General features: G+C 65.9%; 16 protein-coding genes. 7 read left to right on the forward strand and 9 right to left on the reverse strand.

What is annotated here, in order from left to right; all coding sequences use genetic code 11:
- Nucleotides 1–13: 13 nt before the first annotated feature.
- The 3 genes from AAFN89_RS07780 to AAFN89_RS07790 are packed head-to-tail and all read right to left on the reverse strand — an operon-like array spanning nt 14 to nt 1,666.
- A complete protein-coding gene (locus tag AAFN89_RS07780) occupies nt 14–394 on the reverse strand; it encodes a type II toxin-antitoxin system RelE/ParE family toxin (RefSeq protein WP_347537695.1) in 381 nt (126 codons plus the stop codon).
- Nucleotides 384–1,043, reverse strand: coding sequence for a uracil-DNA glycosylase (locus tag AAFN89_RS07785; RefSeq protein ID WP_347537697.1), 660 nt, complete (start codon nt 1,041–1,043; stop codon nt 384–386). Before AAFN89_RS07785 ends, AAFN89_RS07780 begins: the two co-directional genes overlap by 11 nt.
- Nucleotides 1,040–1,666 (reverse strand): NYN domain-containing protein, encoded by a 627-nt coding sequence (locus AAFN89_RS07790; RefSeq protein WP_347538135.1) that lies wholly within the window; start codon nt 1,664–1,666, stop codon nt 1,040–1,042. Before AAFN89_RS07790 ends, AAFN89_RS07785 begins: the two co-directional genes overlap by 4 nt.
- Before the next feature lie 214 nt (nt 1,667–1,880).
- On the opposite strand from AAFN89_RS07790, the gene rpoZ reads away from it, so the two are divergent.
- From rpoZ to era, 6 genes are all read left to right on the forward strand, one after another.
- On the forward strand, nt 1,881–2,327 hold the full coding sequence (gene rpoZ, locus AAFN89_RS07795) for a DNA-directed RNA polymerase subunit omega (protein WP_347537700.1): 447 nt from the start codon (nt 1,881–1,883) through the stop codon (nt 2,325–2,327).
- A gap of 103 nt (nt 2,328–2,430) precedes the next feature.
- Complete coding sequence (locus AAFN89_RS07800) at nt 2,431–4,590, forward strand: bifunctional (p)ppGpp synthetase/guanosine-3',5'-bis(diphosphate) 3'-pyrophosphohydrolase (RefSeq protein WP_347537702.1); 2,160 nt, start codon at nt 2,431–2,433, stop codon at nt 4,588–4,590.
- 10 nt (nt 4,591–4,600) lie between these two features.
- Nucleotides 4,601–5,008 carry a holo-ACP synthase gene (gene acpS / locus AAFN89_RS07805; RefSeq protein ID WP_347537704.1) on the forward strand — a complete coding sequence of 136 codons (408 nt, stop codon included), beginning with the start codon at nt 4,601–4,603 and terminating at the stop codon, nt 5,006–5,008.
- Nucleotides 5,009–5,104: 96 nt separating this feature from the next.
- Nucleotides 5,105–5,857: a signal peptidase I gene (gene lepB, locus AAFN89_RS07810; protein ID WP_347537706.1), complete on the forward strand. Its 753-nt coding sequence runs from the start codon at nt 5,105–5,107 to the stop codon at nt 5,855–5,857.
- Nucleotides 5,854–6,561, forward strand: a complete 708-nt coding sequence (gene rnc, locus AAFN89_RS07815) for a ribonuclease III (protein WP_347537708.1) — start codon at nt 5,854–5,856, stop codon at nt 6,559–6,561. The genes lepB and rnc overlap by 4 nt, the downstream gene beginning before the upstream one ends.
- Entirely contained in the window at nt 6,558–7,469 is a 912-nt protein-coding gene (gene era / locus AAFN89_RS07820; RefSeq protein WP_347537710.1) for a GTPase Era, read from the forward strand. Before rnc ends, era begins: the two co-directional genes overlap by 4 nt.
- A gap of 9 nt (nt 7,470–7,478) precedes the next feature.
- On the opposite strand, the gene AAFN89_RS07825 is transcribed toward era, so the two are convergent.
- The 6 genes from AAFN89_RS07825 to AAFN89_RS07850 all read right to left on the reverse strand — a co-directional run bounded on the left by AAFN89_RS07825 (nt 7,479) and on the right by AAFN89_RS07850 (nt 16,839).
- A complete protein-coding gene (locus tag AAFN89_RS07825) occupies nt 7,479–9,011 on the reverse strand; it encodes a trimethylamine methyltransferase family protein (RefSeq protein WP_347537712.1) in 1,533 nt (510 codons plus the stop codon).
- 115 nt (nt 9,012–9,126) lie between these two features.
- A complete protein-coding gene (locus AAFN89_RS07830) occupies nt 9,127–11,589 on the reverse strand; it encodes an FAD-dependent oxidoreductase (protein ID WP_347537714.1) in 2,463 nt (820 codons plus the stop codon).
- A gap of 34 nt (nt 11,590–11,623) precedes the next feature.
- Nucleotides 11,624–12,196 (reverse strand): sarcosine oxidase subunit gamma family protein, encoded by a 573-nt coding sequence (locus tag AAFN89_RS07835; protein ID WP_347537716.1) that lies wholly within the window; start codon nt 12,194–12,196, stop codon nt 11,624–11,626.
- Nucleotides 12,189–15,218, reverse strand: coding sequence for a sarcosine oxidase subunit alpha (locus AAFN89_RS07840; RefSeq protein ID WP_347537718.1), 3,030 nt, complete (start codon nt 15,216–15,218; stop codon nt 12,189–12,191). Before AAFN89_RS07840 ends, AAFN89_RS07835 begins: the two co-directional genes overlap by 8 nt.
- Nucleotides 15,215–15,571: a sarcosine oxidase subunit delta gene (locus tag AAFN89_RS07845; protein ID WP_347537720.1), complete on the reverse strand. Its 357-nt coding sequence runs from the start codon at nt 15,569–15,571 to the stop codon at nt 15,215–15,217. The genes AAFN89_RS07840 and AAFN89_RS07845 overlap by 4 nt, the downstream gene beginning before the upstream one ends.
- Before the next feature lie 17 nt (nt 15,572–15,588).
- A complete protein-coding gene (locus AAFN89_RS07850; RefSeq protein ID WP_347537723.1) occupies nt 15,589–16,839 on the reverse strand; it encodes a sarcosine oxidase subunit beta family protein in 1,251 nt (416 codons plus the stop codon).
- 484 nt (nt 16,840–17,323) lie between these two features.
- Here AAFN89_RS07850 and AAFN89_RS07855 point away from each other — a divergent pair, with 484 nt between their 5' ends.
- On the forward strand, nt 17,324–18,313 hold the full coding sequence (locus AAFN89_RS07855; protein ID WP_347537726.1) for a tripartite tricarboxylate transporter substrate-binding protein: 990 nt from the start codon (nt 17,324–17,326) through the stop codon (nt 18,311–18,313).
- The last annotated feature ends 30 nt before the right edge of the window (nt 18,314–18,343 follow it).

Consider the following 18,343-nt stretch of genomic DNA (forward strand, 5'->3'; position numbering starts at 1 on the left):
AGGCTCCTTTCCCCTAAGTTTTAGAGAGCGCGGCGACGATCTTCTTCAATTCTTTCTTCGTTGCCTCATCCAGATCGTCTTGGCGGTTCTTCGCATAAGCCGTGAAGATAAACAGCGGCATATTCCTGTTATGATAGTAATAGATTATCCGCGCGCCGCCGCTCTTCCCGCGGCCCTTGAGCGCCCACCGAAGCTTGCGAACTCCGCCGGTGCCTCGAATGATGTCGCCCGCTTCCGGATTGGAGGACAGAAAACTCAGCAGCTCAAAACGAGCCGATTCGTCTAAGATCGCTTTGGCTGCCGATAGAAATTCAGCCGTTTCGACGACGGTGATGCTGCCGGCATCATTCATCGCCGGTATGTAGCCCAATGGGTCACAATTTTCAATCCTCATCCAACCGTCGCCTGACTTCGGCGAAGACGGATTGGAACATCTCCGTCGTCAGCCGGCCGGTGTTCGTGTTGTAGCGGGAGCAGTGATAGCTATCCGCCAGGAACCGGTCGTCGGGAAGCGCGTGGACGGCGCCGTGCTTGAACGGGTGGGCGACCTGCCTCAGCCCCAGGGCGGCCACGACGGCCTTATGGGCGACCACGCCCAGCGCGACGATCGCTTTCAGTTCCGTCATTGCCTGAAGTTCCCCCTCCAGGAACTGGCGGCATGTGCTGACTTCCTTCCCCTTCGGCTTGTTCTCCGGCGGAACGCATCGGACCGCGTTCACGATGCGGCAATCAAGCAGTTTCAGCCCGTCATCCGGCCGCGCCTTGAACGTCCCCTTGGAGAAGCCGAACCTGTCCAGCGTGGCATAGAGCAGGTCGCCGGCATAGTCGCCGGTGAACGGACGGCCGGTGGCGTTCGCGCCCTTCAGGCCGGGCGCCAGGCCGACGATGAGCAGGCGGCCGCGCCCCGGTCCGAAACCGGGCACGGGGGCGTTGTGGAAGTCAGGAAACTTCCGGCGGTTCTTCTCCCGGAACGCCTCCAGCCGCGGGCACAACGGGCAGTCGTGCGACGGCTGGGGCGGCCGGTGCGGGGCCGTCTCCGTCACGCGGTCCGGGAATAGCCTGCGGCCGGTGCCTCGGCCTCTTCGCCTTCCTCGACACCGTCGTCATCATCGGCCGCCGCTGCCGCCCGCTGCGGCGGGGCGCTGCGCTGGATGTGCGGGGCCAGATCGTAGAGTTCGAGGAAATTGTCGGCCTGGCGACGAAGTTCGTCGGCGATCATCGGCGGCTGGCTCTTGACTGTCGACACGACGGTCACGCGGACGCCCTTGCGCTGGATCGCCTCGACCAGCCGGCGGAAATCGCCGTCGCCGGAGAACAGCAGGATGTGATCCACCTTCTCCGCCATCTCCAGCGCATCGATCGCCAGGTCGATGTCGACGCTGCCCTTGGACCGCCTCCGGCCCTGGCCGTCGGTGAATTCCTTCACCGGCTTGGTGACCATGCTGTAGCCGTTATAATCCAGCCAGTCGATCAGCGGTCGGATGGGGGAATATTCCTGATCCTCCACCAGCGTGGTGTAGTAGAAGGCGCGGATCATCCGCCCCTTCTTGGCGAACAGGTCGAGAAGCCTTTTGTAATCGATGTCGAAAGCGAGGCCGCGGGCCGCGGAATAAAGGTTTGCGCCGTCGATGAAGAGAGCCAATCGCTCTTCTTTATAGAAAATCATCATCTTCCTTATTCGAATTAAGAGAAAAGGGCTATTCTGACAACGGTTCATGGGCGTAATCGGTTGCCCGCATGCCGTCAACGTCTTCTTAACCGAACCTGATTTCTCTCGGTCGTCCGCGCCGCCGTCATCGGCCGGAGCGAGGCTGTCCTTGCGATTCTCCGGCTGGAACATTATATGTGCCGGCCAATCCCCAATTTCCGGAGTTTCATTTATGGCCCGCGTAACGGTCGAAGACTGCGTTCTCAAGGTTCCGAACCGCTTCGAACTGGTCATGATGGCGGCCCAGCGCGCGCGCGACATCTCCGCCGGCGCCCCGCTGACCGTCGAGAAGGACAACGACAAGAACCCGGTGATCGCGCTGCGGGAAATCGCCGATGAGACGGTGACGCTGGAAAGCCTCCGCGAGGCGCTGATCAAGGAGCGCCAGAAGATTCCCGAAGCCGACGACGCCGATGACGAAATTATCGAGCTGATGGCCGGCGAGGAAGAGTACATGGCCCAGGCCACCGCCCAGCATGTCGAGGCCTCTCAGGATGACGAGCAGGTCGAAGAGGCGGTCGAGGAGGACATCCTGGAGGGCGACGAGCCGCAGAATCTGGACGACGTGCCTGATCAGGTCGACGCCCCGTTCACCAGCGGGGACGACGACAACAAATAGTCGTCCCCGCTGTCCTGGTGCGCCGCGACATCGTGCTGATTGGTGCCGACCGCCCGACGTGGTTAGATGGGGAACGTGCGTCTAACGCGGTGGTGCCGGCAGAATGATCCGCCAGTATGAACTGGTCGAGAAAGTCAAATCCTATGATCCGGATGCGGACGAGGATCTGATCAACCGCGCCTATGTGTTTTCTATGAAGGTCCACGGCGCCCAGCGGCGGGCGTCAGGCGACCCCTACTTCCTTCACCCGCTGGAGGTCGCCGGGCTCCTCGCGGACATGAAGCTCGACACCGGCTCGATCGTGACCGGCCTTCTCCACGATACGGTGGAGGACACGGTCGCCACGATCGACGAGATCGACAAGCAGTTCGGATCGGAGATACGGCAGCTTGTCGACGGCGTCACCAAGCTGTCCAAGCTGGAACTTCAGGATTCCCAGGCCAAGCAGGCGGAGAATTTCCGCAAGCTGGTGCTCGCGATGTCGAAGGACATCCGCGTCCTGCTGGTGAAGCTGTGCGACCGGCTGCACAACATGCGCACGCTGGACGCCATCGCCAGCCCGGAGAAGCGCCGCCGCATCGCGCGGGAGACGATCGAGATCTATGCGCCGCTGGCCGAGCGCATCGGCATGCATGAGATGAAGGACGAGTTGGAGGATCTGGCGTTCGCCCAGCTCAATCCCGACGCTCGGGACAGCATCGTGCTGCGGCTCCAGGAACTGCGCCAGGAAGACAGCAGCCTGATCGACGACGTCATCCGGGAGGTCGTCGCGGCGCTGAAAGAGGGCGGGGTCGATGCTGCGGTGCTGGGCCGGGAGAAGCGGCCCTATTCCATCTGGCGGAAGATGCAGCGCAAGAACGTGGCGTTCGAACAGCTGTTCGACATCATGGCCTTCCGCATCATGGTGGAGGACAAGCGCACATGCTATCAGGCGCTGGGCGTGCTGCACGACCGCTACCAGTCGCTGCCGGGCCGCTTCAAAGATTACATCTCCACGCCCAAGCCGAACGGCTACCAATCCCTGCATACGGCGGTCATCGGGCCGCTGCGCCAGCGGATCGAAATCCAGATCCGGACGGCCGAGATGCAGGAGGTGGCGGAACTGGGCGTTGCCGCCCACTGGACCTACAAGCAGGGCGCGGCGGGCGAAGCCGACCGGCCGAAATACCGCTGGCTGCAGGAGCTTCTGGAGATTCTGGAGCATGCGCAGAAGCCCGAGGAGTTCCTGGAACACACCAAGATGGAGTTGTTCCAGGACCAGGTGTTCTGCTTCACCCCGAAGGGGATGCTGATCGCGCTGCCGCACGGCGCGACGCCGGTCGACTTCGCCTACGCCGTCCATTCTGAGGTCGGGGACACCTGCGTCGGCGCGAAGGTGAACGGCCGTCTGGTCACGTTGCGCCATGTCCTGTCGAATGGCGACCAGGTCGACATCATCACGTCGAAGACCTCCCGCCCGTCCCCGGAATGGGAGCGGTTCGCCGCCACCGGCAAGGCGCGGGCGCGCATCCGCAAGTTCGTCCGCCAGCAGCAGCGCACCGAATATGCCGAGCTTGGCCGGGCGATGCTGCAGAAGCTGTTCCGCCAGGAAGGCTACGATTTCACCGAGAAGGCGATCGACGGCGTCCTGAAGATCTTCAAGGCCCAGCATGTCGACGACATCTACGCCAATGTCGGCGCCGGGCTGACGCCGTCCCGCGATGTCTTCAACGCTGTCTTCCCCGGCCACAAGGCCGCGGCCCAGCGCGCGGACGCCAATGTCGTGCCGATCGGCCGGGCGCGCCGCAGCCAGGGTAAGACGAAGGACCAGCCGGTCCCCATCCGGGGGCTGATCCCCGGCATGGCGGTGCATTACGCCCGCTGCTGCCATCCGATCCCGGGCGACCGGATCGTCGGCATCGTGACCACCGGCAAGGGCGTGACGATCCACACGATCGACTGCGAGACGCTGGAAAGCTTCTACGACACGCCCGAACGGTGGGTCGATGTAAGCTGGGATTCCTCCGGCGAACCGGCGGAGGATCATGTCGGCCGCATCCATGCCGTCATCGCGAACGAACCCGGCAGCCTCGGCACCCTGTCGACCGTGATCGGCAAGAATGGCGGCAACATCACCAATCTGAAGATCACCTCCCGGTCGACCGATTTCTTCGAGATGCTGATCGACATCGACGTGTCGGACCTGAAGCACCTCAACAACATCGTCGCGGCCCTTCGGGCGACGCCCATCATCAGCGCGGTCGAACGCGCCCGCAGCGGCTGATCATCCGCCCATGATCCTTGGCATCGGCAACGACATCATCGACATCCGCCGCGTCGAGCGGACGCTGGAACGGTATGGCGACCGCTTCACCGGGCGCGTCTTCACGGAGGTGGAGCGCGCCAAGTCCGATCGGCGGCGGCTCCGCGCGGCCAGCTACGCCAAGCGGTTCGCGGCCAAGGAAGCCTGCGCCAAGGCGCTGGGGACGGGCATGTCCCAGGGCGTCTTCTGGCGGGATATGGGGGTCGTCAATCTGCCGAGCGGCCAGCCGACCTTCAGGCTGACCAACGGCGCGCTCGCCCGCCTGCACGCCATGACCCCGCCGGGGATGGTGGCGGCGATCCATCTGACGATCACCGATGATTTTCCCAACGCGCAGGCCATCGTCATCATCTCCGCTCTGCCGGTAAGGCCGATATGACGGCACGTCGCGACGATCCGTGCTATTGCTCGGGTTGATTTGAGGGGCCTGACGGCCGATACAGGGGCGCTTTGACCGATGGGACAGTCCGTTTCTATGGAAGATAAAAAGGCCGGGGGAATCGGCGAAACCCTCAAGACGCTGCTGTTCGCCATACTCATCGCGTTGGGGGTCCGGAGCTTCGCCTACGAGCCGTTCAACATTCCCTCAGGTTCCATGATCCCGACCCTGCTGGTGGGCGATTACCTGTTCGTCTCCAAATTCGCCTATGGCTACAGCCGGTATTCCGTGCCGCTGGGCGACCGGCTGCTGGGCGCCGACATCTTCGACGGCCGGCTGTTCGGCACTCCGCCGGAACGCGGCGACGTGGTCGTCTTCAAGCTGCCGACCGATCCCTCGATCGATTACATCAAGCGCGTCATCGGCCTGCCCGGCGACACGATCCAGATGCGCGACGGGCGGCTCTACATCAATGGCGACATGGTGGAGCGGGAGCAGACCGAGGATTTCCGTACGGAGGATCGTTTCGGCCGGACGGTTTCGGTCACCCGCTATATCGAAACGCTGCCCAACGGCGTCCGGCATCCGATCCTGGAGAATTCCGACGAAGGCTTCCTGGATAACACGCCGGTCTTCACCGTGCCCGAAGACCATTATTTCATGATGGGCGACAACCGGGATTCCAGCCAGGACAGCCGTGTCCAGTCCGTCGTCGGCTACGTGCCGTTCGAGAATCTGGTCGGCCGTGCGGAAATCCTCTGGTTCAGCCTCGACGACGCCAGCTTCTTCGAGATCTGGAAATGGCCCACCGCGCTGCGCTTCGACCGGATGTTCACCAGCATCGAATGATTCCGACCGCGATATCCCCCGACAGGTTCCAGGCGCTCGCCGACGCCCTCGGTCATTCCTTCGCCGACCAGGCGCTGCTGCTGGAGGCGATGACGCATCCCAGCATCGATCCCGATGCGCGCGGGGTTGCGACCTTCGGCTATGAAAGGCTGGAGTTCCTGGGCGACCGCGTCCTGGGGCTGGTGGCCGCGCAATGGCTTCTGGAGGAATTCCGGGACGAGAACGAAGGCGCGCTGGCGCGCCGTCACACCGCGCTGGTACGCCGCGAAACGCTGGCGGAGGTCGCCTCGCGGCTCGGCCTCGGCCGATATCTCCTGCTGTCGACGGGGGAGGAGGAATCGGGCGGCCGCGACAATCGCGCCATCCTCGCCGATGCGTGCGAGGCGGTGATCGCGGCCTTGTTCCTGGATGGCGGCCTGCCGGCGGCGGAGAAGTTCATCCGACGGGCGTTCGCCGATCAACTGTCGGCCGATTTGCGGCCGCCCCTGGATCCCAAGACGGCTCTTCAGGAATGGGCGCAGGCGCGGGGCAAGCCGCTGCCGCGCTATGAAACCGTCTCCCGGACCGGCCCGGACCATGACCCGATCTTCGAGGTGAGGGTGGTGGTGGAAGGCGTGCAGCCCTTTGCCGCCAAGGGCGCGTCCAAGCGGGTGGCGGAGAAGCATGCGGCGGCCGGCATGCTGGCCGCGATCGACCAGCCATGACGGACGACGCTTCTCCCACCCGCTGCGGCTACGTCGCCCTGATCGGCGCGCCGAATGCCGGGAAATCGACGCTGCTGAATGCGGTGGTCGGGACCAAGGTCGCGATCGTCAGCCCGAAGGTGCAGACGACCCGCAGCCGCGTCCTGGGCATCGCGATGGAGGGCCAGACGCAGATCGTCTTCGTCGACACCCCCGGCATCTTCGAACCCAGAAGGCGGCTGGAACGGGCGATGGTCGCAGCCGCGTGGGAAGGGGCCGACGACGCCGATCTGGTGATGCTGCTGATCGACGTCACCGCGCCGAAGGTGAGGCCGGAGACGATGGCGATCGTCGAGCGGCTGAAGGATTTCCGCAGGCCATCGATGCTCGTCCTCAACAAGGTCGACGCCGTCTCGCCGCCGAAGCTGCTGGAGATGGCGGCGCTGCTGAACGATGCCGGCCGGTTCGAGGAGACGTTCATGATCTCCGCGCTGAAAGGCGACGGCGTCGACCGCCTGCGCCGGACGGTGGCCGACCGGCTGCCCGAGGGACCGTGGCTGTTTCCGGAGGATCAGCTTTCCGACATGCCGGAAAGGCTGCTGGCGGCGGAGGTGACGCGGGAGAAGCTCTTCCTCCGCCTCCATCAGGAGCTTCCCTATTCGATCGCGGTGGAGACCGAAAGCTGGGAGGAATTCCAGGACGGCAGCACGCGGATCGCCCAGGTGATCTATGTCCAGCGCGAAAGCCAGAAGCCGATCATCCTCGGCCGCGGCGGCCAGACCATCAAGGCGGTCGGCGCGGCCGCCCGGAAGGAGTTGGAGGAGATGCTGGAGCGGCGGGTCCATCTCTCGCTCTATGTGAAGGTGCGGGAGAACTGGATCGACGATCCGGATCGCTATCGCGACTGGGGCCTGAATTTCAACGCCTGAGCGTATTCGTCAGTCGCTGGGAACGCCGCCTTCCTGCTTGCGCCGGGCGACAAAGGCATCCAGTTCCTCGCGGATCGCGGGGTCGAGTTCCGGTTCTTCATAGTCGGTCAGCAATTGCTTGTAGGTCGCATGCGCGCGCTGGGTGGCGTCGGGGCCGCCGCCATCCTGCCAATTCTCGAAATTGCGCCAGTCCGACAGCATCGGCCCGTAGAATGCGGTCTCATACCGCTCCAGCGTATGGGCGCAACCGAAGAAATGGCCGCCGGGGCCGACCTCCCGGATGGCGTCCAGCCCCAGCGTGTCCTCATTGACCTCAATGGGGCGCAGGAATTCCGCCATGTGCTGGAGCATCTCCGCGTCCATCACCATCTTCTCGAAGCTGGCGCGCAGGCCGCCTTCCATCCAGCCCGCGGCGTGCATCACCATGTTGGCATGGCCCATCACCGCGCCCCACAGCGACATCTCGCTCTCCCAGGCCGCCTGGGCGTCGACCGCGTTGGAGGCGTTGGCGTTGGAGGATCGGTAGGGAATGCCGTATCGCCGCGCCAACTGCCCGCCGGCCATCGCGGCGCGGGTATATTCGGGCGTTCCGAACGCCGGAGCGCCGGTCTTCATGTCGACATTGGAAGTGAAACCGCCATACATCACCGGCGCGCCCGGATTGACCATCTGGGCGAACGCCAGGCCGGCCAGCGCCTCGGCGTTCTGGAGCGTCAGCGCCCCGGCCAACGTCGCCGGAGCCATCGCGCCGGCCAGCGTGAAGGGAGTCAGCACCATCACCTGCCGCGCCCGCGCCATCGCCATGATGCCCTCCAGCATCGGCGTGTCCAGCCGCAGGGGGGAGGAGGAGTTGACGATGGTGAACAGCGACGGTTCCGACCGAAGCTGTTCCGCGCTGACGCCGCGCGCGATCCGCGCCATCTCGATGGCGTCGTTGATCCGGCCATAGCCCAGCGAATAGCCGTGGAACGCCTTGTCCGACAAGGTGATGAAGGCGTGCAGCGCGTCCAGATGGCGGGTGGCCGGCGGCAGGTCCACCGGCTCCACCGGATAGCCGCCGAAGATGTGGATGATGTTCAGGCTGTGGGCCAGCCTGATCAGGTCGCAATAATCCTTGAAGTTGCCGATGCGCCTGCCGCCCACGATGTCCGACACGTTGGGCGCGCTGCCCACGGTCGCGAAGACCAGATTGTTGCCGCCCATCGTGACGTTCCGCGCCGGGTTGCGCGCGTGAAGCGTGAATTGGGATGGCGCGTGGCGCACGCTGTCCAGCACCAGCGTTCGGTCGAACCGCACGCGGTTGCCATCCGGCGCGACATCCGCGCCCGCCTTCTTCAGTATCGCCAGCGCCTCGGGGTGGAGGAAATCCATCCCGATCTCTTCCAGCACAGTCAGGGAGGCGTCGTGGATCGCCTCGACCTGGTCGGCGCTCAAGGGCTCGATGGGGGACAGTGGGTTGGCGAGCGGTCGCCAGGGAAGCTGGCTGGCGACGGCGCTGCGTTCACGGCGGGGGCGGCGTTGGGCCGAACGATCGCGGGACACGGGCTGCTGGACCTCCGGAACTTGACCGGAGGGCAGCCTGTCATGCGGCGGTGGCCGCTATCAGCCCGTTTCCGCCAGGGAAGGGCGCGCGGACGACATAGAGGATGACGTGGGTTCAGACCCTGATGCGCGTCATCTCCGGATCGAACAGCACGTCGGGCTGGACCGTGGCGGCGAAGCGCCGGCCGAAATATTCGACCTCCAGCTTCGATCCATGCGCCGAATGCTCGACCGGCAGCCAGCCCAGCGCGATGGTCCTGCCGACGCTGTAGCCATGGTTGGCGCTGGTCACATAGCCGACCGCCCGTTCGCCGCCATTGGCGAAGATCGGCTCCTTCCCCAGCACGATCGCGTCGGGATCCTCGAAGGTCAGGGTGCAGAGACGCTTGGTAATGCCCTGCTCCTTCTGCCGCTCCAGCGCCTCGCGGCCGTGGAAGTCGCCCTTGTCCCAGCGGACGATGAAGTCCAGCCCGGCCTCCAGCGGCGTGTCGTCGGGCGTCATGTCCGCGCCCCAACCGCGATAGCCCTTCTCCAGCCGCAGACTGTCGAAGGCGCCCATCCCGGCGGCGATCAGGTCGTGCGGCCGGCCCGCCTCCCACAGCGTGTCCCACAGCTTCAGTCCCAGCTCCATGGGGCAGTAGATCTCCCACCCCAGCTCTCCGACATAGGAGACGCGGAACGCGCGGGCGGGGACATAGCCGATGGTGATGTCCTTCCAGTGGAAATATTTCAGCCCCTGATGGCTGACATCGTCTTCCGTGACGCTCTCCAGGATCGTCCGCGCCTTCGGCCCCCACAGACCGAAGACCGCCCATTTCCCGCCGACATCCTCCAGCCGGACGCTGCCGTCGTCGGGCGCGTGGTCCCTTATCCAGGCGAAATCGTGCGGGCCGACGCCGCCGCCGGTGATGATCCAGAAGCGGTCGGCCGCCAGCCGCGCCACGGTCAGGTCGCAGACGATGCCGCCGCGCCGGTCCAACATGTTGGTGTAGACGACCCGGCCGGGCTTCACGTCCATCTGGTTGGTCGTCATGTGCTGAAGGAAGGGCAGGGCGCCCGACCCGCTGATCTCCATGATCGCGAAGGCGGAGAGATCGTAGAGCGCCGCGTTCTCCCGCGTGTGCAGGGCCTCCGCCGCCTCGATCGGGCTCCAGAAGCGGGCGGCCCAACCATCCCGCCCCGGCAGGTTCCGGCCATCCAGCAGGCGGGCGTTCGCCTCGCACCATTGCGCGCGCTCGAACCCCGCCGTCTCGAAGAACGCCGCTCCCTGCTCGACCAGCCGGGGATGCGCCGGCCCTGTGCGCAGATTGCGCGGCTCCTCCATCTGCTGCTTGGGATGGATGATGTCGTAGACTTCCAGGTAGTTCTGCTTCCCCCGCCGTCGCACGAAGCTGGAGGTGGCATGGTGGGGATAGAAGCGGTGCAGGTCCGCCTCATGGACGTCCAGTTGCGGCTCGCCCGCCTCCAGCCATTCGGCCATCACCTTGCCGACGCCGCCGCCATGGGTGACCCAGACCGCTTCGGCGACCCAGAAGCCGCGCGCGACCTGGCTTTCGCCCAGCAGCGACTGCGCGTCCGGCGTGAAGGAGAACATGCCGTTGATCTTGTAGGTCAGCGCCCGCCCTTCGACGGCGGGGAAGAGGTTGATCGCGGCCCGGTGCGCCTCCTCGAAATGTTCCGGCGTCCAGTCGCGGATCGACGGCATCACCGGCGCGTCCTTCGGCGACAGTATGGCGTCCGGCTCCACGGGCAGCGGCACGTGCCGATAGTTGCCGATGCCCCAACTGTCGAAATGCTGCCGGTAATAGGAAGCATGATCTTGGGCGCGCAGAAGCGGGATCGTGATCTCGCTCGCCGCCCATTCGGCCAGTTCCGGCAGCGGCTCAGTCTTCGTGTACTGATGCTCCATCGGCATCAGCGGGATCGGCTGGCCTACCATCCGCCCGATGCGCGGTCCCCAGATGCCGGCGCAGCACAGGACGGCCTCGCAGGCGACTCGCCCCTGGTCCGTCACCACCGCCCGGACCCGGCCGTCCACGACCTCGATATCCTGCACGGTGACATTGCCCTGGAACGTCACCGCGCCGCCCGCCGAGGCCTCCCGCGCCATGGCGGAACAGGCATTGACCGCCCGGGCGACGCCGTCGTCCGGTACGAAGAAGCCGCCCAGCACCTTCCGCTGGTCCAGGATCGGGATCCTCGCCTTGCATTCGTCCGGCGTCAGCAGATGGTTCTCCAACCCCCAGCTCCGGCCCAGCCCCGCCTTGCGCTTCAGGTCCGCCCACCGCTCCGGCGTTTCGGCCAGTTCGATGCCGCCGACCAGTGCTGCGCAGGGCTGGTCGTCCCAGCGCAGGCTTTCGTAGAGGTGGGCCGAATAATGCGCCAGACCCGTCATCAGCTTCGACGTGTTGGTCTGGAACATACCGCCCGGCGCATGGCTGGTGGAGCCGCCGGTGCGCGGGAAGGGACCCTGGTCGATCACCAGCACGTCCCGCCATCCCAGCTTCGCCAGGTGATAGGCAGTCGAACAGCCGACGATGCCGGCTCCGATGATCACGAGTCTGGCGCTGGTCTGCATCACTTCACCTCATCCAAACTCTTATGAAATTACATCAAACGCCAGTGGATATTGAATATTCCAGCCCGGCATCCTCAAGCCATAGCCAGAGATATTCGGCGAAGGACCGGCGCACATGGAGATCGAAACCATCAGCCTCGACCTGATGGATGATGATGTCGACAGGCCCGATCAGGCTCTGCGCCACCTTGCCGACCGGGAAGGTGGACGGATGGAAATCCAGCGGGCAGCCCTTCACCAGCACGTCCCGGGCGCGGGGGCCGGCCAGCCGCAGGATCGTGCTGTTGTCGGTCACGTCGACGCTGGAGGCGTGATGTCCCTCCAGTGCGATCGGCGGAACCTCGCCGGTCAACAGCCATTCGTCCGGCCCCAGCCACAAGGCGGTGACGCCGTCGCGGGCGGCGGACATGTTGGGTTCGGTCGGCAGGACGAGATCCAGTGCGGCCCCGACCGCCGCCAGGAAGCCCCTGTCCTGCGGGTCGCCGCGCAGATTGATCTTGCGGACGTGCGCGATCTCCCTGAGGCGCACCGGCGCGTCCGGCGTGCCATGCGGCGCGGGGTCCAGGGCGGCGAGCGCCGGGCGGCGCAGCGTGTCGAGATCAGCCATGCAGCCTCGCTCCCTCCCGGTCCACGAAGACCGGATCGACGATCGTGACGGGGATCGTCCTGTCCGGCATGGCGACATAGAGCTTCCGGCCCATCTTCTCCCGCCCGCCCTTGACCAGTGCCAGCGCGATCGACCGGCCCAGCGTCGGGCTTCGGTAGCTGGAGGTCACATGGCCCAGTATCGGCACGGGCGGGGCGGCCTCGATCTCGTCGGCGATCAGATGGGCCCCTTCCACCAGCACCAGGGAAGGATCGTCCGTCTCCAGTCCGACAAGCTGCTTGCGGTCGTCGCGCACCATGTCCCGGCGGGTCAACGACCTCTTGCCCAGGAAATCAGGCTTCTTCCTGCCGATGATCCAGCCCATGCCCAGATCGTCCGGCGTCATGGTGCCGTCCGTCTCCTGTCCGACGATGATGAAACCCTTCTCGGCGCGAAGCACATGCATCGTCTCCGTACCGTAGGGCGTCATGCCATGCTTTTGGCCGGCTTCCCACGCCGCTTCCCAGACCGAAAGCCCGAAGGAGGCGGGGACATTGATCTCGAAACACATCTCACCGGAGAAGCTGATCCGGAAGATGCGCCCCGGCACGCCGGCGATCGTCGCCTCCTTGACAGAAAGGTGCGGGAAAGCCTCGTTCGACAGGTCGGTATCGGTCAGTTCGGCCAGCACGTCGCGGCTGCGCGGTCCGTTCAACGTGATGACGGCCCATTGCTCGGTGACAGAGGTCAGCCGGACCTTCAACTCCGGCCATTCGGTCTGGAGCCATTCCTCCAGCCATCCCATGACCGCCGCGGCCCCGCCGGTCGTTGTCGTCATGTGGAAACGGTCTTCGGCCAGCCGCGCCGTCACGCCGTCATCCTTGACCATGCCGTCCTCGCCCAGCATCAGCCCGTAGCGGCAGCGTCCCGGCTCCAGCTTCGTCCAGGCGTTGGTGTAGATGCGGTTGAGGAATTCCGCCGTGTCACGGCCCTGTATGTCGATCTTCCCCAGGGTCGTCCCGTCGAAGATGCCTACACTCTCCCGCGCCGCCTTGGCCTCGCGCTGGACGGCCGCATGCATGTCCTCCCCATCCTTCGGGTAGTACCAGGCGCGCCGCCAGCCGCCGCCGACATTCTCGAACGCCGCGCCATGGGCAGCCTGCCAGGAATCCATCGGCGTCTTGCGCAAGGGCGCCAGGAAGCGGCCGGTGTTCCGCCCCGCGATCGCGCCGAAGGTGACGGGCGTATAGGGTGGGCGGAAGGTGGTGACGCCGATCGACGGCATGTCCGCGCCAAGGGCCCCCGCGACGATGCCCAGCGCGTTGACGTTGCCGATCTTGCCCTGGTCGGTGCCCATGCCGGTGGTGGTGTAGCGCTTGACATGCTCGACCGAGCGGAAACCCTCCCGCACCGCCAGCTTGATGTCCTTCGCCGTCACGTCGTTCTGCAAGTCGACGAAGGCTTTCACCTTGCCCGCAGGCCGGTCGCTGGGTAGCAGCCAGAGATTGCGCTGCGGAGCGAAAGCGGGCTCCTCCACGTCCGGAACGGAAGGCGCGGCGGCGTCGAATCCGCACTCTCGCGCGGCGGCCGCGCCGGCTTCCAGCCCTTCGGCGATGCAGGACGCCAAATCGACCGCGCCGTTGCAGCCTCCGGCGGAGCGCTCCGCCTGATGGCTCTGCTTCGGAACGAAGGTCGCCCGTTCCGGCTCGAAAGCCAGCTTGCCCCGAGACTGGGAGAAAAGGTGGACGGCGGGGTTCCAGCCGCCGGAGACGGCCAGAAGATCGCAATCGATGCGGGTCTCCAGACCACGCTCCACCGCCGAGCCGTCGGCCGAAAGGCGCATCGCCTTTACCGAAGTGACGCGGTTTCGGCCCTCGGTTCCAGCGACGCCGTAGCCGGCCAGGATGGGGATGCCGCCATCCCGCGCCTGTCGGACGAGCGCGCCTTCCGGCGACGGCCTGATGTCTACGATGCCTTCGACCGAACAGCCGGCGGACAGCAGGTCCAGCGCCGTTCGATAAGCGCCGTCATTGTTGGTCAGCAGGGCCACCCGCCGCCCCGGCGCGACCGCATAGCGGTTGAGGTAGGTTCGCACCGCCCCCGCCAGCATCACGCCCGGACGGTCGTTCCCGGCGAAGACCAGCGGCCGTTCGATGCCTCCGGTCGCCAGCACGACCTGTTTCGCCCTGACCTTCCAGAACCGCTGGCGCGGCGTACCAGGGGAGACGCCCTCGACCGGCAGATGGTCCGTCACCCGCTCCAGCAGGCCGACGAAATTGTCGCCGTAATAGCCGAAGCCCGTCGTGCGCGGCAGCAGCCGGACCTCCGGCATCGCTGCGAGTTCAGCCAGGGTTGCGCCCCGCCATTCTTCCGCCGGATTGCCGCCGATCGCTACGCCGTCGGGACGTTCGCTCAGCAGCGCGCCGCCCGGTTCCGACTGCTCGTCGCACAGGATCACCCGCGCGCCCGTCCGCCCCGCGGCCAGCGCCGCGGCTAGCCCCGTCGCCCCGCCGCCGATCACCAGCACGTCGCAATGGGCGTTCACATGATCGTAGCGGTCCGGGTCCGGCGCGCGGGGGCTTTCGCCCAGGCCGGCGGCGCGGCGGATGAAGCCCTCATAGGTCATCCACAGCGATTTCGGCCACATGAAGGTCTTGTAGTAGAAGCCGGCCGGGAACAGCGGAGATAGCGCGTCATTGACCGTGCCGATGTCGAACTCCACCGAAGGCCAGCAATTCTGGCTGCGCGCGGAGAAGCCGTCGAAGATCTCGGCCTGCGTCGCCCGGATGTTGGGATCGGTGCGCGCCGGATCGTCCCCCACCTGGACCAGCGCGTTCGGCTCCTCCGCGCCGGCGGTCACGATACCGCGCGGCCGGTGATACTTGAAGCTGCGGCCGACCAGATGGACGTCGTTCGCCAGCAGCGCCGACGCCAGCGTGTCGCCGGCATGGCCGGTCAGCGTCCGGCCGTTGAAGCGGAAGCCTATGGCGCGCGTCCGGTCGATCCTGCCGCCGGACGGCAGGCGGTTGAGCTGCCCGCTCATCGGTTTGCCGGCCCTTCAACCGGTGTCTGGCCGGAGCCGACAGCCGGCTCGCCGCACGGCGTCGGGGACTGGGCGGCGTCGATGGCAGGCGGTCCTTCGCCGATCCGGTAGACGGCCAGGATACGGTCGGTCGCGGTGTTGCGCGCCATATGGAACCAGCGCCGGCAGCCATGGGCGTGGACCCACCGCTCATGATGGACGCCCTTCGGATTCTTCCGCATGAAGACGTAGTCGCCCCATTCATCGTCGGAGAGGTCGGCCGGCAGGCGCGGCCGGACGATGTGCGCTTCGCCGCCGCATTTGAACTCCCGCTGATCGCGGGGGCCGCACCAGGGGCAGGGGATCAGGAACATTCCGGGTGACCTATCGATCAGTGGGCGACGGCGGCGGCGCCATGCTCGGCCACCAGTTCGCCGGAGGAGAAGCGGTCGAGCGCGAAGGGCGCGGCCAGCGCGTTGGGCTGCCCCGTCGCGACCAGATGGGCGAAGACATGGCCGGAGCCGGGCGTCGCCTTGAACCCGCCGGTGCCCCAGCCGCAATTGACATAGAGGCCGTCGACGGGCGTCCTGGAGATGATCGCGCTGGCGTCGGGCGCCACGTCGACGATTCCGCCCCATTGGCGCAGCATCCGCATGCGGGAGAAGATCGGGAATATCTCCACGATCGCCGCCAGCGTCTCCTCGATGATCGCGAACCCGCCGCGCTGGCTGTAGGAGACATAGCCGTCGATGCCAGCCCCGATCACCAACTCGCCCTTGTCGGACTGGCTGACATAGGCGTGGACCGCGTTGGACATGACGACGGTGTCCAGCACCGGCTTCACCGGCTCGCTGACCAGCGCCTGCAACGGGTGGCTCTCCAGCGGCAGCCGGAAGCCGGCGAGATCGGCCAGGACGCTGGTGTGGCCGGCCGCCACCATGCCGACCTTGCCGGTCCGGATCGTGCCGCGCGTCGTCTCCACGCCCTTGACCGCGCCGCCTTCGATCAGGAAGCCCGTCACCTCGCAGTTCTGGATGATGTCGACGCCGCGCGCATCCGCGCCACGGGCATAGCCCCAGGCGACGGCGTCATGCCGCGCCGTGCCGCCCCGTCGCTGCAGCGTCGCGCCGACGATCGGGAAGCGGATGTCCGGGTCGCTGTTGATGACCGGACAGAAATCCAGCACCTGCTCCCGGTCCAGCCATTCGGAGTCGATGCCGTTCAGCCGGTTGGCGTGGACCCGGCGCTTCAAGTCCCGCGCCTCATGCTGATCATGCGCCAGGTTCATCACGCCGCGCTGGCTGAACATCACATTGTAGTTCAGCTCCTGGCTCAACCCCTCCCACAGCTTCAGCGCATGCTCGTAGAGATGGGCCGAAGCGTCGAACAGATAGTTCGACCGGACGATGGTGGTGTTGCGGCCGGTGTTGCCGCCGCCGATCCAGCCTTTCTCCAGCACCGCGACGTTCGTCAGCCCATGCTCCTTGGCCAGATAATAGGCGGTCGCCAGCCCGTGCCCGCCGCCGCCGATGATGACGGCATCGTATTCCGGCCTGGGCTCCGGGCTGCGCCAGGCCTCAGGCCAGTTCTCATGCTGGCTGAAGGCGTTTCGCGCCAGGGTGAAGATCGAATATTTCGACATCGTCGCTTTCGGGCGTGTCCTCGGGAAGGCGGCCTTGGGTCAGCCGCATGATTGCAAACCGATACCGCCCCGACAATCCAGCGTGCGACATCCCATCGACGCCAAACGCCGCATTTGCGACAGGGGGAAGCGTGGAACTCGGCGGCTTCTTGCCTCGCGTCCTCATTCTGTCGGCGGTTTTCCGCCGATATCCGGCGTTGTCCGGGGAGTATTCAACGGATCGGATGTTCTGGCACGGCGCTTGCGGTAATATTCGCGTCGGCACGCTCCGCGCCGGCTGTCTGGGGGATGGCGCGCGACAGGCATCCATTCCTTTAGATAACGTTAATTCGCAGGAGATACAGCAAAGTCTATCTTTCGAAGCCGTTGCGCTATACTTTGAGCATCTTATGCAAAAGGCAGCCTTGACAGCAGCGGTCCCAGACGGAACAAAGGCGCGCATCGAAAAGCGTCTGTTCAACATGCAATGCAGGAGGAAATTCCCGTGCAATCGAAGATAATTCGCAGCGCGATCATTGGCGTCACCGCTCTCACCGCGACGCTGGCCGGCCAGGCCTTCGCGCAGGACGACTATCCCTCGCAGCCGATCACCCTCGTCGTGCCGTTCTCCGCGGGCGGCCCGACGGACACCGTGACCCGCCTGATCGCCGAGCCGATGAGCGAGGTTCTGGGCACGCAGATCGTGGTGCAGAACGTGACCGGCGCCGGCGGCACGCTGGCCGCTACCCAGGTCGCCAACGCGGCGCCCGACGGCTACACCGTCTTCATCCACCATATCGGCATGTCGACCGCGCCGACGCTCTACCGCAGCCTGCCGTTCGATCCGCTGGAGGCGTTCCAGACGATCGGCCTGGTCACCACCGTGCCGATGACCATCATCGCCCGGCCGGACTTCGAGCCGGAGACGCTGGCGGAGGTGATCGACTATGTGAAGGCCAACCAGGAGACGGTGACCTACGCCAACGCCGGCATCGGCGCGGCGTCGCACCTCTGCGGCATGCTGTTCATGGATGCGATCGACACCCAGCTCACCACCGTTCCCTACCAGGGTACCGGCCCGGCGCTGACCGACCTTCTGGGCGGCCAGGTCGACCTCATGTGCGACCAGACCACCAACACCAGCGGCCAGATCAAGGCCGGCGAGGTCAAGGCCTACGCCGTCACCACCCAGCAGCGGCTTGACAGCCTGCCGGACCTGCCGACCGCCGACGAGGCCGGCCTGGAAGGCTTCAATCTCGGCGTCTGGCACGGCCTCTACGTTCCGGCCGGCACGCCGGAGCCGATCGTCCAGGAACTGAGCGCGGCCCTCCAGACCGCCCTCCAGGACGAGAACGTGGTCGCCCGCTTCGCTGAGCTCGGCACCGCGCCGGCGACGCAGGAGGAAGCCACGCCGGAAGCTCATGCCGAGCTGCTGGCGGCGCAGATCGAACTGTGGCGTCCGATCATCGAGGCCGCCGGCGTCTACGCCGACTGACCGGCTGCCCTGTTTGGCAACGGAACGGGA

Source organism: Inquilinus sp. CAU 1745 (assembly GCF_039839375.1).
GTDB lineage: Bacteria > Pseudomonadota > Alphaproteobacteria > DSM-16000 > Inquilinaceae > JBDOQU01.

Bases quoted from the DNA above. Each gene is read 5' to 3' on its own strand.
- AAFN89_RS07780 (WP_347537695.1), bottom strand. From the start codon at position 394: ATGAGGATTGAAAATTGTGACCCATTGGGCTACATACCGGCGATGAAT.
- AAFN89_RS07790 (WP_347538135.1), bottom strand. From the start codon at position 1,666: ATGATTTTCTATAAAGAAGAGCGATTGGCTCTCTTCATCGACGGCGCA.
- rpoZ (WP_347537700.1), top strand. From the start codon at position 1,881: ATGGCCCGCGTAACGGTCGAAGACTGCGTTCTCAAGGTTCCGAACCGC.
- AAFN89_RS07800 (WP_347537702.1), top strand. From the start codon at position 2,431: ATGATCCGCCAGTATGAACTGGTCGAGAAAGTCAAATCCTATGATCCG.
- acpS (WP_347537704.1), top strand. From the start codon at position 4,601: ATGATCCTTGGCATCGGCAACGACATCATCGACATCCGCCGCGTCGAG.
- lepB (WP_347537706.1), top strand. From the start codon at position 5,105: ATGGAAGATAAAAAGGCCGGGGGAATCGGCGAAACCCTCAAGACGCTG.
- rnc (WP_347537708.1), top strand. From the start codon at position 5,854: ATGATTCCGACCGCGATATCCCCCGACAGGTTCCAGGCGCTCGCCGAC.
- era (WP_347537710.1), top strand. From the start codon at position 6,558: ATGACGGACGACGCTTCTCCCACCCGCTGCGGCTACGTCGCCCTGATC.
- AAFN89_RS07830 (WP_347537714.1), bottom strand. From the start codon at position 11,589: ATGCAGACCAGCGCCAGACTCGTGATCATCGGAGCCGGCATCGTCGGC.
- AAFN89_RS07835 (WP_347537716.1), bottom strand. From the start codon at position 12,196: ATGGCTGATCTCGACACGCTGCGCCGCCCGGCGCTCGCCGCCCTGGAC.
- AAFN89_RS07840 (WP_347537718.1), bottom strand. From the start codon at position 15,218: ATGAGCGGGCAGCTCAACCGCCTGCCGTCCGGCGGCAGGATCGACCGG.
- AAFN89_RS07845 (WP_347537720.1), bottom strand. From the start codon at position 15,571: ATGTTCCTGATCCCCTGCCCCTGGTGCGGCCCCCGCGATCAGCGGGAG.
- AAFN89_RS07850 (WP_347537723.1), bottom strand. From the start codon at position 16,839: ATGTCGAAATATTCGATCTTCACCCTGGCGCGAAACGCCTTCAGCCAG.